General features: G+C 64.3%; 16 protein-coding genes and 2 tRNA genes. 11 read left to right on the top strand and 7 right to left on the bottom strand.

Annotated features, from left to right (window positions below):
* Positions 1 to 342: 342 nt before the first annotated feature.
* From BGO16_RS11015 to tsaD, 3 genes are read right to left on the bottom strand one after another with little or no spacing between them, the layout of a single operon-like run.
* On the bottom strand, positions 343 to 756 hold the full coding sequence (locus BGO16_RS11015) for an EVE domain-containing protein (RefSeq protein ID WP_292618741.1): 414 nt from the start codon (positions 754 to 756) through the stop codon (positions 343 to 345).
* 4 nt (positions 757 to 760) lie between these two features.
* Positions 761 to 1,741 (bottom strand): NAD(P)H-dependent glycerol-3-phosphate dehydrogenase, encoded by a 981-nt coding sequence (locus tag BGO16_RS11010; protein ID WP_292618740.1) that lies wholly within the window; start codon positions 1,739 to 1,741, stop codon positions 761 to 763.
* A gap of 13 nt (positions 1,742 to 1,754) precedes the next feature.
* Complete coding sequence (tsaD, locus tag BGO16_RS11005; RefSeq protein ID WP_292618739.1) at positions 1,755 to 2,828, bottom strand: tRNA (adenosine(37)-N6)-threonylcarbamoyltransferase complex transferase subunit TsaD; 1,074 nt, start codon at positions 2,826 to 2,828, stop codon at positions 1,755 to 1,757.
* Positions 2,829 to 2,933: 105 nt separating this feature from the next.
* Between tsaD and hemC the strand changes: the two genes are divergently transcribed.
* The 6 genes from hemC to BGO16_RS10975 all read left to right on the top strand — a co-directional run bounded on the left by hemC (position 2,934) and on the right by BGO16_RS10975 (position 9,243).
* Positions 2,934 to 3,884: a hydroxymethylbilane synthase gene (hemC, locus tag BGO16_RS11000; protein ID WP_292618738.1), complete on the top strand. Its 951-nt coding sequence runs from the start codon at positions 2,934 to 2,936 to the stop codon at positions 3,882 to 3,884.
* Between the two features lie 3 nt (positions 3,885 to 3,887).
* Positions 3,888 to 4,634 carry a uroporphyrinogen-III synthase gene (locus BGO16_RS10995; RefSeq protein WP_292618737.1) on the top strand — a complete coding sequence of 249 codons (747 nt, stop codon included), beginning with the start codon at positions 3,888 to 3,890 and terminating at the stop codon, positions 4,632 to 4,634.
* Positions 4,635 to 4,845: 211 nt separating this feature from the next.
* Positions 4,846 to 6,090 carry a hypothetical protein gene (locus tag BGO16_RS10990; protein ID WP_292618735.1) on the top strand — a complete coding sequence of 415 codons (1,245 nt, stop codon included), beginning with the start codon at positions 4,846 to 4,848 and terminating at the stop codon, positions 6,088 to 6,090.
* Positions 6,091 to 6,097: 7 nt separating this feature from the next.
* On the top strand, positions 6,098 to 7,744 hold the full coding sequence (locus BGO16_RS10985) for a heme biosynthesis HemY N-terminal domain-containing protein (RefSeq protein WP_292618734.1): 1,647 nt from the start codon (positions 6,098 to 6,100) through the stop codon (positions 7,742 to 7,744).
* A gap of 131 nt (positions 7,745 to 7,875) precedes the next feature.
* Positions 7,876 to 7,951, top strand: a tRNA-Thr gene (locus BGO16_RS10980).
* Positions 7,952 to 8,250: 299 nt separating this feature from the next.
* Positions 8,251 to 9,243 carry an alpha/beta hydrolase gene (locus BGO16_RS10975; RefSeq protein WP_292618733.1) on the top strand — a complete coding sequence of 331 codons (993 nt, stop codon included), beginning with the start codon at positions 8,251 to 8,253 and terminating at the stop codon, positions 9,241 to 9,243.
* A 114-nt stretch (positions 9,244 to 9,357) separates the two neighbouring features.
* Here BGO16_RS10975 and BGO16_RS10970 read toward each other — a convergent pair whose 3' ends face one another.
* The 3 genes from BGO16_RS10970 to BGO16_RS10960 form a co-directional block, all read right to left on the bottom strand.
* Positions 9,358 to 9,498: a hypothetical protein gene (locus BGO16_RS10970; protein WP_292618732.1), complete on the bottom strand. Its 141-nt coding sequence runs from the start codon at positions 9,496 to 9,498 to the stop codon at positions 9,358 to 9,360.
* 34 nt (positions 9,499 to 9,532) lie between these two features.
* Positions 9,533 to 9,733 carry a twin transmembrane helix small protein gene (locus BGO16_RS10965; protein ID WP_292618731.1) on the bottom strand — a complete coding sequence of 67 codons (201 nt, stop codon included), beginning with the start codon at positions 9,731 to 9,733 and terminating at the stop codon, positions 9,533 to 9,535.
* A 320-nt stretch (positions 9,734 to 10,053) separates the two neighbouring features.
* A complete protein-coding gene (locus tag BGO16_RS10960) occupies positions 10,054 to 10,332 on the bottom strand; it encodes a hypothetical protein (RefSeq protein ID WP_292618730.1) in 279 nt (92 codons plus the stop codon).
* 700 nt (positions 10,333 to 11,032) lie between these two features.
* Between BGO16_RS10960 and BGO16_RS10955 the strand changes: the two genes are divergently transcribed.
* The 3 genes from BGO16_RS10955 to BGO16_RS10945 all read left to right on the top strand — a co-directional run bounded on the left by BGO16_RS10955 (position 11,033) and on the right by BGO16_RS10945 (position 12,849).
* A complete protein-coding gene (locus tag BGO16_RS10955) occupies positions 11,033 to 11,263 on the top strand; it encodes a hypothetical protein (protein WP_292618729.1) in 231 nt (76 codons plus the stop codon).
* A 133-nt stretch (positions 11,264 to 11,396) separates the two neighbouring features.
* A complete protein-coding gene (locus tag BGO16_RS10950) occupies positions 11,397 to 11,876 on the top strand; it encodes a TerB family tellurite resistance protein (protein WP_292618728.1) in 480 nt (159 codons plus the stop codon).
* A gap of 190 nt (positions 11,877 to 12,066) precedes the next feature.
* Complete coding sequence (locus tag BGO16_RS10945; protein WP_292618727.1) at positions 12,067 to 12,849, top strand: SDR family oxidoreductase; 783 nt, start codon at positions 12,067 to 12,069, stop codon at positions 12,847 to 12,849.
* Positions 12,850 to 12,891: 42 nt separating this feature from the next.
* On the opposite strand, the gene BGO16_RS10940 is transcribed toward BGO16_RS10945, so the two are convergent.
* Positions 12,892 to 12,967, bottom strand: a tRNA-Ala gene (locus tag BGO16_RS10940).
* 519 nt (positions 12,968 to 13,486) lie between these two features.
* On the opposite strand from BGO16_RS10940, the gene BGO16_RS10935 reads away from it, so the two are divergent.
* Both BGO16_RS10935 and BGO16_RS10930 read left to right on the top strand, forming a co-directional pair.
* On the top strand, positions 13,487 to 13,777 hold the full coding sequence (locus tag BGO16_RS10935) for a YggT family protein (RefSeq protein WP_040674890.1): 291 nt from the start codon (positions 13,487 to 13,489) through the stop codon (positions 13,775 to 13,777).
* 11 nt (positions 13,778 to 13,788) lie between these two features.
* Positions 13,789 to 14,109 (top strand): DUF167 domain-containing protein, encoded by a 321-nt coding sequence (locus tag BGO16_RS10930; protein WP_292618726.1) that lies wholly within the window; start codon positions 13,789 to 13,791, stop codon positions 14,107 to 14,109.
* The last annotated feature ends 98 nt before the right edge of the window (positions 14,110 to 14,207 follow it).

The raw sequence follows: 14,207 nt of genomic DNA, 5'->3' as shown, positions 1-14,207 counted from the left end.
CAGGCGGGTCCGTTTTTCACCATTGCGACGATTATGCGTCGCGGCATGGTACGGCGACAAGCCGTCAGCACTAGGACCTTGGTCGGACGGGTCATGCTGCCCGCTGTGGATAACCATGGCTATGGATAACCATGGCGGGACCGTCAGGACCGCGCGCGGCGGGCCGGAAATCGCCGGCATGGTTGCCGTCCGCTGCGCGCCCGTAACATATAACCATGTTGCCTGTTGAATTTCGAGGCCATTCGGCTCGTTTGCGCCGATACCATGGTTGCGCCGCTGAGGGTTGACTCGCTGAACCGGGCTGGCTTGCGGCGACATTGTCGTCATCGGGCGCGAACCCTTCTACAGGCCGCCCATCTTGCAGACGAGTTTCCATTCCGCTGCCGTCACCGGCTGGACCGAGAGGCGCGAGTATTTGACCAGCGCCATGTCGGCCAGGCGCTTGTCAGCCTTGACGGCGGCGATCGTCACGGGCGTCTTCAGCGGCTTGTCCGCCTTGATGTCGACGCAGACGAACTTGCCAGTCTTGTCGGTCGGGTCGGGATAGGCCTCGCGGATGATTTCGGCGATGCCGACGATCTCCTTGCCCTCGTTGGAATGATAGAAGAAGGCAAGGTCGCCCTTTTTCATGGCGACGAGGTTTTGCCGCGCCGTGAAATTGCGCACGCCGGTCCACGCCTCGCCCTTCGCGCCCTTCGCCACCTGCTGGTCCCACGACCATGCCGAAGGCTCCGATTTCACCAGCCAGTACGCCATAGAGCTATCCCTCAGCCCGGAATGGCCGCGTCAGCAGATTGTCGATGGCCTCGTCGATCGTCAACCGGCCGGCCAGAATGGCCGCGACCGCCTGCATGACCGGTATGTCGATATTGTTGGCTGTCGCCAGTTCGGCCAGCACCGGCGCGGTGAATTCGCCTTCGCTGAGTTTGCCGCGCGGGGGCTGGTCGCCGCGCCCGAGCGCGACGCCGAGCGCGAAATTACGCGATTGCGGGCTGGTGCAACTCAGGATCAGGTCGCCCAGCCCCGCCAGCCCGGAGATGGTTTCAGGCCGCGCGCCGCAGGCAAGCCCGAGCCGCATCAGCTCGGCGAAGGCCCGCGTCGTCAGCGCCGCCAGCGCCGAAGCGCCCAGTCGCCGGCCCGCGACGATGCCCGCCGCGATCGCGAGCACGTTCTTCGCCGCGCCGCCGATCTCGACGCCGCGAATATCGGTGGTGTGATAGGGCCGGAAGGTCTTTGAGCCGAGCGCCTGAACCAGCGCGACAGCCATGGCTTCGTCCTTCGCCGCCAGCGTCACCGCAGTCGGCAGTCCCTGCGCCACGTCGTCGGCAAAGCTCGGCCCGGACAGGATCGCAGGCGAGGCTTGAGGCGCGGCCTCCTCGATTATCTCGGTCATGAAGCGCAACGTGCCGTGCTCGATGCCCTTGGCGCTGGCGATGACCGGTATTCCGGCCGGAAGATGCGGGGCCAGCGCGGCGACGGCCGCGCGGGAATTCTGCGCCGGGACCGCGATCACGATGATGTCGGCGCGGCCCGCGGCGGCGATGTCGTCGGTCACGGCGATGCCGCGGTCAAGGGAAACGCCTGGCAGCCGCGGATTGTCCCGCGTCGCCGCGATCGCGGCGGCCATCGCGGCGTCGCGCGCATACAGCGTCACCTCGCGCCCCGCCCGTGCGGCGACGCTGGCCAGCGCCGTACCCCAGGCGCCGGCGCCGATCACGGAAACGCGGTTGAGCGGCCTCATCCCGACAACGCCTTCAAAATCCGGCGCGGCTATTGGCGAAGCCCGCGGGCGCCTGAGCCGTGGCATCCAGCAGCCAGCGCGCGCGCGGAGGAGCTTCGAGCGTGTCGGTCAGTCCGGCCGCCAGCCGTTCGGCGCCCGCCCATGCAATCATGGCGCCATTGTCGGTGCAAAGCGCCGGCGGGGGGATGATGAGCGGGGTCCGCGCACGGGCGGCGACACCCTCGAGCGCGCCGCGGATCGCCTGGTTGGCGGCGACGCCGCCGGCGGCGACCAGCGCACGCGGCGTGCCGAACCGCTCTTCAAACAATTTAAGGCCGACGTTGAGCCGGTCAGCCGTCGCCTCCAGCACGGCGGCCTGAAATCCGGCGCAGAGATCGCTGATGTCCTGCGGCTCCAGCGGATCGATGCGGCCGGCCTCGTTGCGCACGGCGGTTTTCAGGCCGGAGAGCGAGAAGTTGGCGTCGGGACGTCCGAGCATCGGACGCGGGAAATTGAATCGCGTGGCGTCGCCGTTTGCTGCCGCGCGCTCGACCTCCGGGCCGCCGGGGTAGGGCAGGCCGAGCATCTTCGCCACCTTGTCGAAGGCCTCGCCCATGGCGTCATCAACCGTGGTGCCAAGCCGTACATAATCGCCGACGCCGAGCACCGCGACGATCTGGGTATGGCCGCCGGAGGCGAGGAACAGGCAATAGGGAAATTCGAGCCGGCCGGTCAGCCTCGGCGTCAACGCGTGGGCTTCCAGGTGGTTGACCGCAATCAGCGGCGTCCGGTGAACCAGTGCGATCGCCTTGGCTGTGGTCAGGCCGACGATGACGCCGCCGATCAGGCCGGGGCCGGCCGCGGCGGCGACCCCGGAAAGCTGGGGAAAGTCCACGCCCGATTTCTTCATGGCGCTGGCGACGATGCCGTCGAGCATGTCGACATGGGCGCGCGCCGCGATCTCCGGCACCACGCCGCCATAGGGGGCGTGTTCTCCGGTCTGCGAGCGCACGACGTTGGAAAGAATCCGCGCGCTTCCGTCGGGCCGGCGCTCGACCACGGCGGCTGCGGTCTCATCGCAGGTGGTCTCGATCCCTAGCACCAGCATCGGTATATCGCACCTAGATTATGGGTCTTGGATTATGGGTCTTGCGTTATCCCGCAAACCAGCGTTTCCCTGTCCCTTCTTCGCGTAGCATTATGAGGTCCTGGCGTGCAATCCTCGGGTGAGACAGACATACTGGCGACGATCGGCACCCGCGGCAGCCCGCTGGCGCTGGCGCAGGCCCACGAGGTGCGAGACCGCCTGGCGCGGGCGCATCAGGTGGAGCCCGAGCGGATCGTCATCAAGACCATCCGGACCTCGGGCGATGCGATTCAGGATCGTCCGCTTTTCGACGTCGGCGGTAAGGGTCTCTTTACCAAGGAGATCGAGGAAGCCCTGCTGGCGGGCTCCATCGACTTCGCGGTGCATTCGTCCAAGGACGTGCCGACGTTCCTGCCCGACGCCACCTGGCTGCCGGCGTTTCTGCCGCGCGAGGACGTGCGCGACGTTTTCATCAGTCCGCATGCCGGTTCGTTGCACGATCTGCCGGCAGGCGCGACGGTCGGGACCGCATCGCTGCGGCGGCAGGCCATGGTTCTGCGGCTGCGCCCGGACCTCAAGGTCAGTTCGCTGCGCGGCAATGTCGAGACGCGGTTGCGCAAGATCGCGGCGGGAGAAGCGGACGCCACGCTGCTGGCGCTCGCCGGTCTCAATCGCCTCGGATTGCGGGACAGGGCGACCCGCGTTCTCGAGGTCGACGAATTCCTGCCGGCGGTCGGGCAGGGCGCCATCGCAATCGAGTCGCGCCGTGACGATGACCGCATCAATTCCTTCGTCGAGGCGATCGGCGATTCGGATACGGAAGTGGCGTTGAGCGCCGAGCGGAGTTTTCTGGCGCTGCTCGACGGCTCCTGCCGCACGCCGATCGGCGGCCATTGCCGCGTCAACGGCGACCGCATTCACTTTCGCGGCCTCATCATTTCTCCCGATGGCAAGGAGTCCTACGAGACGACGCGCGAAGGCGCGCGGGCCGACGCAATCGCGCTCGGGACGGATGCTGCGCGTGAACTGCGCGAGCGCGCCGGCGAGAAATTCTTCACATTGTTCGCAGGAGCGTGAGGCGTGGCGGTTCTCGTCACACGGCCGGAACCGGACAACGAGAACACGGCCGCGGCGCTCCGTGCGAAGGGGCTCGAGGTTTTGCTGTCGCCGGTGCTGCGTTTCGAGCCGGTCGCTTTCGAGATTGATCCGGACGCGGGCTATGATGCCGTTATCGTGACCAGCGCCAATGCGCTGCGCGCGCTCGCTGCCCATCCAAGGAAAGAGTCGCTGCTGAGGCTGGCGGTGTTCGCGGTCGGCCGTCATACCGCGGAGGCGGCGCGCGACGCCGGCTTCCACAACGTCGCGGCGGCGGGAGGGGACGCGATCGCATTGCGCGACCTCATCATGGATAGCGTTCGCGCCAAAACGCTGCCGAAGGCAGCCAGAATATTTTATCTTGCAGCGGCTGACCGGTCCTGCGATCTCGCCGCAGAACTCGGAGCGCGCGGTTTGGCTGTCGAGACGGCGATCTGCTACCGGATGGCGCCGGTGGCGAATCTCGCCCGCGAGGTCTGCGATGCCTTCGCCGCCAACCGGATCGCGGCGGTGCTGCATTATTCGCGACGCAGCGCCCGCGCATTTCTGGATGCCGTTCGCGTTGGTGGGGTCGAAATATCAGCTTTGGCGATTCCGCAATGCTGTATCTCCGCAGCCGTCGCCTCAATTCTCCGCGATGCAGGCGCTCCCTACGTGGTGGTGGCGAGCGCGCCGGCCGAAAATGCGGTATTGGAGGCGCTCGATGGCGCGTTGCAGCCTTTGTCGCGATGAATTGTGCGGTGCGGTCTCTGGCGCGGTAGTTGGTGCGTTGCGACCGTAATCAAGGTAATAGGGAGAGGGGTCTTGATCTGATACAGATGTGTCGCCGCAATGGGGAACCGTGACGATGGCAGATGACAGGCACGATGACACGTCGCAGGAGGGGGGCTCGCCAAAGCACTCGCCTGCCACGGACGTAGAAACGACTGGAGGCCCCAGGGAGGTGGACCAGGCCGCTTCGGGACATGCGGATGGCGCCGACGACAACAGGCAAGATACCGCGCCTCAAGATACCGCGTCCCAGGAGGAAGGCTGGCAGAACCCTTCGGCTGCCGCAGGCCTCGAAGCCGATCGGACTTCGGAAACGGCGGATGAGCCCGGTTCCGGTTCCGGCGATTCCAATAGCGCGAGCGGGGATCAGCAGTTCATCTCCGAACAGCCGGTTGCTCCGCGTCCGCGCTCCCGCGCCTTCTCGGCCGTTATTGGTGCGCTCGGCGGCGCGGTCGCGGCCGGATTCGTGATCGCCGGCGCGTGGCTGGCGGGCTTGCCGCTAACATCCTCGGCTCCTGCGCCGCAGGTCAGTCAGGAGCAGTTCGGCGATCTTTCGAACCGGGTCGCCAGCGTCGAATCCAAAGCCGGCAAACTGGCCGCTTCGGCGCCCGATACAACCGCCGCGGCGCGGATCGAAGCCCTGGAAAAATCCATTGCATCCTTGCGCGGTGAACTTGCGACCGTTCGCGGTCAATCCGACAAGCTGGCTGCGAGGTTGAAGGACGGCGCGGCCGTGCCGCATGACGGCGACGCATCCGATCTTGCGGCCTCCGACCTTGCGGCCATCAGTGCGCGGCTCGCCCAGATCGAACACCAAGTCGAACACCAGGCCGAGCAGACCACGCAAGCCCTGACCGCCGCCGAGGCTGCCAAGCACGAAAAGGCTCCGGTCGACGAGCCGCTTCGCCGGGCGATGGCCGCGACGCTGCTCAATGTGGCGGTGCGCCAGGGGCAGCCTTATGGCGATCTGCTGGCGGCATCCAAGGCTCTGATCACCGATCCCGGCACGCTGAAGTCGCTGGAGGTGTTCGCGGACTCGGGCGTGCCGAGCGCGAACGTGCTGTCTCGTGAACTGCTTGCGATCGTGCCGAAGATCGCGCCGGCGCCGACGCCGGTCATGGCCACGACCGGCAGCATCGTGGACAGGATTCAGCAAGGAGCCGCACGCATGGTTCACATCGAACGCATCGATGGTTCGCACACGGAAGCGGCCAGCGCCATCGTTGAGCGCATTGCCGCATCGGCGCGGCAAAACGACATCGCCGCCGCGAAGGCAGAATTGACCTCCCTTCCTGCGGCCGATCGCACCGCCGCCGAGCCCTGGATCGCCAGGGTCGACGCGCGTGAAGCCGCTCTTGCCGCGTCGCGTCAATTCGCAGCCGATGCGATGGCGGCGCTGACCAAACCAGCGCCATAGGTTTCAGATGTTTCGCATCATTCTGTTTCTCATTCTCATTGCACTGGCGGCGCTGGGCGCCACCTGGGTTGCCGATCAAACCGGCACGATCGTGTTGTCGTGGGATGTCTGGCGGGTCGAGACCACGCTGCCGGCGTTCGTGCTTGGATTGGGCCTGCTCGTCGTTGCCACCGTACTGCTGTGGAGTATCGTGCGGGGTCTGTGGCTCGCGCCGAAGCGCCTGCGGCGTGCGCGGCGGGAGCGCCGGGCCGCGCGCGGCCGGGAGGCGGTGACCCGTGGACTTCTCGCGATCGGCCAGGGCGACGCCGCGGCCGCTCGATCTCATGCCAGGGTTGCCCGGCGGCTGGTGTCGCGCGATCCCCTGACGCTGTTGCTGCATGCGCAGTCCGCGCAGCTTGACGGCAATGCGGACCGCGCGCAGCGCGCCTTCCGCGCCATGGCCGAACGGGCAGATACTCGGCTGTTGGGCTTGCGCGGGCTTTTCATCGAAGCCCAGCGTGCCGACGATCGCGCGGCCGCCGTGGCGATCGCCGAAGAAGCGCTCAAGGTCGCGCCGTCGTCGATGTGGGCCTCGCAAGCCGCGCTCGGCTATCGCTGCGCGCGGGCTGACTGGACCGGCGCGCTGACCATCCTCGACAAGAACGTCGCGTCGGGACTGATCGACAAGACGCTGTATCGCCGTCAGCGCGGCGTGCTGCTGACCGCGCGGGCGCTGGAGCTTGAACAGTCGGATCGCGATGCGTCGCGCACGACCGTGATGGAGGCGGTGAAATTCGCCCCGACACTGGTTCCGGCCGTGGTGCTTGCGAGCCGGTATCTGAGCGAAGCGAACCAGGTCAAGCGCGCGATGCGGATGATCGAAACCGCCTGGCTGGCGCAGCCGCATCCTGATCTCGCCGATGCCTATGCTCATGTCACCCCCGGCGATTCGGCGCGGGAGCGGCTGGCGCGGATCGAGACGCTGGCGGAAAAAACGCCGGGCCATCCCGAAGGCGCGATGGCCATCGCGCGCGCGGCGATCGACGCCAGCGAATTCGCCCGGGCGCGCCAAGTGCTGGAGCCGCTGATCGCCGCGCCGACGCAGCGCGTCGCGATGCTGATGGCCGAAATCGAGCACAATGAACACGGCGACAGCGGTCGCGCCCGTGCCTGGACGCTGCGCGCCGTGCGCGCGCTGCACGATCCGGTCTGGACCGCGGACGGCTACGTGTCGGACCACTGGCGTCCGGTTTCGCCGGTGACCGGACGGCTCGACGCCTTCCAGTGGCAGACCCCGCTTGCGGCACTCCCGTCGAGCAGGCCCGCTTTGGTCGAGGCGGAACTTGCCGACCAGGCCCCGGCCGAAGCGCAGCGCGTCGAAGCTCTGCCGCCGGCCTATGGGCATTCCACCGCTGAGGAGGGCGCAACGCCGGCCGTGGCGGTCGAATCGCCATCGTCCGGGGGAGAGACCGCGCCGTCGCCGGGCTTTCGTACCCAACCGGATCCGGACAAAACCGGCGCATCCGACATCCCCGCGGTGATTCCGATCGTTCGCGCGCCCGACGATCCGGGGGTTGATGAAAACGTGCAAAACGATGGATTTACCGAGGAAGAGAGTCAGGCGGCGCGCCAGGCCGGAGGATTCCGCGGTCTCTTGTCACGTCGGGGCAACTGACGCCTGCGGGGAGCAACGATATTTGTCGGCGGCGCGACGGCGGGTTCTTGCCAAGCGGGACGGTGCCCGATATCAGAAGCCCGCCGGCTGTTGCCGGGTGCGCCGCAAGCATGGCTTGTGCGAAGGCTTAGGCCGCTTTAGCTCAGTTGGTAGAGCACATCATTCGTAATGATGGGGTCGCGTGTTCGAGTCACGCAAGCGGCACCAGCCACTTAGCAGGAAACCGCCCCAAGATAAAATGCCTTGGGGAGGGCAGCGGAGACCGGCCAGTTCGGCCTTGCTGTACAAACGCTTGGTCGAACAGTTCTCATTTCCGCCCGCTACAATGGTGACAGATCGGTTGCTGGACACTCCTGCCGGCCCATTTCGCGTTGCTCGAAGTTCCATCCACGAGTTCCCGTCGTAGTCCGCATTCTCGCCGCGATTGCGCTTCACCACGCACCGATCGTGGGGTCCGCATATTGTCACATCATGTTCACCAACCGTCACTCGCCTGCCGCCGCGACGTGTTACGCGCGTTTGCAAGCGCTGCCTGCACATTGACTCTCGGAGGGTCCGTCGGTGGCTGCACCGGCGCCGCTCTCTCTTCTGGCGCTGCGACCTTCGATGCCGCCGAACTCTCCACCAATCCGACGCTTCTCGTCGCCACCACACGCAAGCCCGTAAAAGATGCACGCGCCAAGCCCTGGTACGGGTCGGAGCGAGCCGCGAAACTGAATATTGCTCGCGCCAAGCTCACACCACCAGGCGACGGCCGCTTCTCACTCAGCGCGGTGGGGTTAGGCGATTGGCGCCTCGATGCGATTGAGCCGGCCAGCCAAATCGGTGACCTCTACGCCGAGCCCGGCGGTACCCGTGACGTGCTCATCTACGTGCACGGCTTCAACCAGACCTTTGAAAGCGCGGCGCTCGACGCGGCCAAAATCTCCGACGGAATCCGCTTCCGCGGCGAGACCATGGTGTTCTCCTGGCCGTCGAAAGCGAGCCTGCTCGACTACGGCTACGACCGGGAGAGCGCGATGTGGTCGCGCGATGCCCTGGATCAAGTCTTGACCGGGCTGATGGCGAGCCCAATCACGGGCCGCATCCATATCGTCGCACATTCGATCGGCACCATGTTGACGATGGAAGCGCTGCGCCAGATCTACGCACGACAGCCGGCCGCGGGCGACCGCATCGGGGCTGTCGTGTTCGCCTCGCCCGACATCGACCTCGATGGCTTTACGTCCTCGGTCGCGCGCATCGGCCCGCTTGCGAGCAAGATCACGGTCGTCACCGCTACCAATGACCGCGCGCTGGCTGTCTCTGGCTTGTTGGCGGGCGGCATCACCCGCGTCGGCGCTGCCGAAAAGACCGAGCTTGCCCGGCTTGGACTGCGCGTCATCGATGCCTCGGCGGAAGGCTGGGGCATTATCAACCACGACCTATTTCTGTCTAACGCGAAGGTCCGCCGGGTGATCCGGCGCGCCATTGATGGACGGCCGATCGAGGGAGCCTGAGGACACAACAGGCCGTAAACAGCACACGGGAGCGCATTGACATCATTAAATTAAACGGTCGCCGGCTTGAAACACATTAACCTGACCAGGGTGCCCTCTGATAAAGGCCGGCGTTCATCGTAAAAATCCAAGGCTGGCCGCCACAATGAGCGCCGCCCCTATGAGCGCTGCCACGAGTCCGAAGCCGCCGACGAAAAGGAACAGATTGTTGGTCGGTCCCTGCGGCATCGGGTCTTCCTTGCCCGTCTCATCCATATGAAGCCATCCTGTTCTTTTGCCTGTGACGACCCTATTGCTGCCCCCCCATTACCCAGATCGTCGCCATGGTGATGACAATCGCGATGAACTGCAGGAAAACCCGCATTTGCATCAGGTTCTGCGAGCGGTTGGGACTGCCGCCGCGAAGCATGTTTGTGAGGCCCATCAGCAATACCGCCGCGACGGAAGCCACTGCGAATGGCACCAAAACCTGGCTCAGGAATATGATCATGGGCGGTGGGCCTCGCGCCTCTGGATACTCCAGCAACTGCGTAGGCCGAAACGGGTTCCTGTCACTCGTCGTAAAATCATCTTCGACCAAGCCAAGCGTGATGCGACCTTCTCCAAGCGCGGCTTGGCATCGAAGGACGCGGAAGTCGTCCTCGAGGGCGATACGCTGAGTTTCGGCGCGCTTTGAGTACGGCAAGACGCGCGACCAGACGATCGGGCTCCGTGAGAGCCGCAAGGTCGACGCGCCCGAGTTGACCGATGAACAGCAGGGCCGGAACGCCGACCTGCGGAAGGCGCGGAAGCTGGCGCAGACCCCTTGGACTATTTCGGCTCGACCGTTGTTTTTGAAGAACCTTCAGGCGCCGACTGCATGCCTGGGGGAGTTTCGCCCTGCGGACTTTCTGCAGGGGCACCACCGGACTTGGTGTCAACAGGGCCTGTTGAACCCTGCGGTTGGAGATGACCCTTGGTTTCCGGCGTGGCGGTCCTGCCAGTGTTATATTTGGACTTATCCGGTTGTTTTGATTCTGAAATTGTCTGAGCAGCAGCGGCTCCAACCAAATATGCAGCACAGGCAGCAATAACCGGCACGCGGTACATGGCAGTTCTCCGACAGCGGCCCTGGAGGCCTCGAACTCGTCCATTCCGGTAATGCGCGGGCCGGGAAGGGGTTCCTCGGATCGCCGGCATCGCGAAACCAGGCGAAAGGGAACACGCTCGAAGAGAAGCACATGGGGCGACGTTCACGCCGCACCTGGCAGTCCTAACTCTGGCCCGATTCACAAAGGCCAGAGGGGGAATATCCTGAAGAACGGGGACTCCAACCACATGGTAGAGAGAATGATGGAGCGGCTGTGGATTTGAAAATCCGGAAGCTTTCATGTAGCCAAGGCCCGCATCTCCGGTTAGTTTTTGGAACCCTTTTAGGTCGTAGATGCTTTCTACGCCGTGCGCGATGAGGCGTGTATGATGTTGCCGTACCTCTGGCCCTTGGACGTAAACCCGGCCGTTTTGAGCGAGGCGCTCGACATCGTGATGCGCTACCTGACATTCTCGGGGCACGCGGTCAGGCGTGCAGAGCTGCGGCAGGACGCGGCACACGCCATGATCGTTGCCTGGCGTTCGGGAGTTCGGCACAAAATACAATTGTCCAATCGCGGCATAGCAGCGGTAGAGAAGGTTATCTCGGGAGAGGAATTGCTTCCGTCCTAAAGTCTGAATTCAACGACGTTGAATCAGAGGATTGCCGCCCCGGTTTTGCAAGACGCAGGCAGATTTCAACCGAACTGATGGAGCGCCGATGATCCGCCTCGCCGTCATTTTATCGCTTCTCTCCGTTCTCGGGATGACCGCTGTCGCATCGGCGCAAAACGCCGCGCAGAAACACCATTCCGACTGCGCACGCGACGTGGCTCGGTATTGCCGGTCCAAGATGAATGACGGTGATATGGTTGTGCTCGCCTGCCTGAAGGAACATCGCGCCAGGCTCAGCAAGAGGTGCGCCCGGACCTTGGTCGAGCACGGCCAGTGAGCCGCGGCCAGCGCGGCTTGCCGAACTGTAATCCCTCGCGGGGGAACCTCCGCGCAGGGTGCACGATTGATTTCCGTGTTATGAACGCCGTCGCGTGACATTCCAGACATTGCGTTAAACAGCGGACGGACCAATGCTCGACAGGCTGCGCCATTTCATCGCCGACGTTGTATCATCCGAAACGCCTGAAAGCCGGTCATTCGATGAAACGGGATGCAAGCTCGCGGCGACTGCGCTGTTCGTCCATATTATCTCGCTCGACGGTGCGCCTTCCGACGTCGAAGTCCGCAAGCTGCACGAACTGATCGAAACCCGTTTTGATCTGGATCCCGGCACCGCCGACAAGCTGATCGAAGCGGCGACTCTGGTAGAGGGCGAGGCGGTCGACCTCTACCATTTCACCAGCGTGATCATGCGCGCGCTGAATGACGAGGACCGTTTACGCATCGTCGAAATGATGTGGGAGCTGGTCTACGCGGACGGTCACGTCAGCGAATTCGAGGAGAACGTGGTGTGGCGCGCCGCCGATCTCCTGGCGGTTTCCTCGCGCGACCGCATCGAACTCAAGCATCGCGTCGGCAAGCGGTCGGCGGCGGCGGGTTCGCCAGATTGAGGTGTCGGGTGGGGTGAAGCGCCGGGCAGGCGTTCGGCTGACTTGGGTTTCCGGTTGCAATGTAAAGCAGAATATTCGCGCTGTACCTCGCGCCGGTGTGTTGAAGACCGCGACGCTCCATGCTGAAACGGTCCGCCCTCAGGCCGTGTTTATGTCATTTTGTGTTTATGTCATTTCAAGAGCGTGGATCGTGATCAACCCGGTGACATTGATAACAGGCGCGTCCTCGGGAATCGGCGCCGAGTTCGCGCGGGTATTTTCCGCCCATGGGCACAGGGTGGCTCTGGTCGCCCGACGCGCCGACTGCCTCAATGCGCTCGCGGCTGAGATCGCCGAATCGGGCCGTATGCCTCCGATCGTGATCCCCTGCGATCTCGGCGAGGCGGATGCGGCCGAGCGGGTTGCCGCGGCGCTCACCGCCGAAAGTGTCGAGGTCAAGTACCTGGTGAACAATGCCGGATATGGATTGTTCGGCCGGGCTGCCGAACTGGATCGTGCCGATCAGCTTGCGATGATCGACCTCAACATCCGGGCGCTGACGGATATGACGTTGCGTTTCGCCCCCAGCCTGATCCGCCTGCGCGGCGGCATTCTCAACGTCGGGTCGATCGGCGGCTTTTTGCCGGGCCCCGGTATGGCGGTCTATTACGCAACAAAAGCCTATGTCCTGTCGTTCAGTGAGGCGCTGCGCGGCGAACTGGGCCCGCTCGGGGTCCGGGTCACCGTGATCTGTCCGGGTCCGGTGCCGTCCGGATTTCAGGCGCGGGCGGGGCTCAAGCCGGGCTTTGATTCCGCGATTCTCAACGTGTCCGCAAAGGACGTCGCCACGGACGGCTACCGGGCGCTGATGGCCAACAAGAGGGCCGTGCTGCCCGGTCTTGGCATCAAGATCGTGCCGTTCCTGCTTCGGCTGTTTCCGCGTGACTTCATCCTGTGGGGGGTTGCCGGCTTCCAGATGCGGAAACGGCCGTGACGTCCTGCCGCGCAGCAGCAGCGGTTTTCGGAAGGGAATCATTGGTGGAGCCAGGCGGGATCGAACCGCCGACCTCGTCATTGCGAACGACGCGCTCTCCCAGCTGAGCTATGGCCCCGTCCACGGCCGGCGAACGATGCGGCGACCGTAAAACGCCGCCATTTACAGTCCTCGCCAACGGCAAGTCAAGAACGGCTGGTATCCGCATTTAGAGCGTTTTCGCGCGACGTGGCTACCGGTTCGCGTCAAGAAAATGCGTCGAATCAAAATCATAGGGCCCCGCTTCTGATTTCGTCAGAAGCGGAAAGGCTCCAGGCTTCATTGTCCCGGACGTCCCTTGTTTGGCGGGAACCGAAACGGTATTTTGGCGGCCTCGTCTTGTCCGGATGCGAAGGCTCGCCGCCTGGCTTCGTCGCCCGAGGCGAATTTCGAATTCCGGGGAGACGAGAGACCGATGCTCCCGATATTGTTCGGTTCATAAGTGCTCTTGACGGAGCTTTGGCCAAAGGTGAAGAGAACGGTTGAACCGCTACACTGGTGGTCCATTCGCGTCCGGGACGCGCGGCTAGGTGGGGTCGCGAATGTCAAATTCACTCCACCGGTCGAATCCACGACCAAACCCGCGAGCTAATTTCCCATGCGAGCCATACTGGATATCGTCCTCATCATCCTCGACCTCTATGTCTGGCTGCTGATTGCCTCGGCGATCCTGTCATGGCTGATTGCCTTCAATGTGGTGAACACCCGCAATCAGTTCGTGGCCGCGGTGGCCGAGTTTCTGGAGCGGATCACCGAACCCCTGCTGGCGCCGATCCGCCGGATGCTGCCCAATCTCGGCGGGCTCGACATCTCCCCGATCATCCTGATCCTGATTATCCTCTTCATGCAGCGGGTCATCACCTATTACATCTATCCCGCCGTGTTCTGACCGGCGGTTTGATGGAGCCGTGGCGGTATTCTCCGGAGGGTCTCAGCATCGCGCTCCGGGTGACGCCGCGCGGCGGTCGCGACGGGATCGATGGTATCGAGACGCTGGCTGATGGACGCCCGGTGGTGAAGCTTCGCGTGCGCGCCGTCGCCGAGGGCGGCGAAGCCAATCGTGCCGTCGTGGCGGTACTGGCGAAGGCGCTGGGGGTGCGCAAAACAGATGTCCGGATATGCGCGGGAGCGACCTCGCGGCTGAAGCAGGTCGCGGTGGGCGGGGATCCCGTCAGGCTCGGCCATGCCCTTCGCGCCTTGACCGCGGCTCAACCAGACTAGTGGTCCAATTCTAACATCTGCATCCCGTTGCCGCAGGGAGTTCCTGCAAATGTTAGAATCAAAGGACCACTAGCAACTATCAGGTTTCTAGTGGAGTT

It is taken from the genome of Nitrobacter sp. 62-23, from assembly GCF_001897285.1.
GTDB lineage: Bacteria > Pseudomonadota > Alphaproteobacteria > Rhizobiales > Xanthobacteraceae > Nitrobacter.
This window is presented reverse-complemented; position numbering and strand designations above follow the sequence as displayed.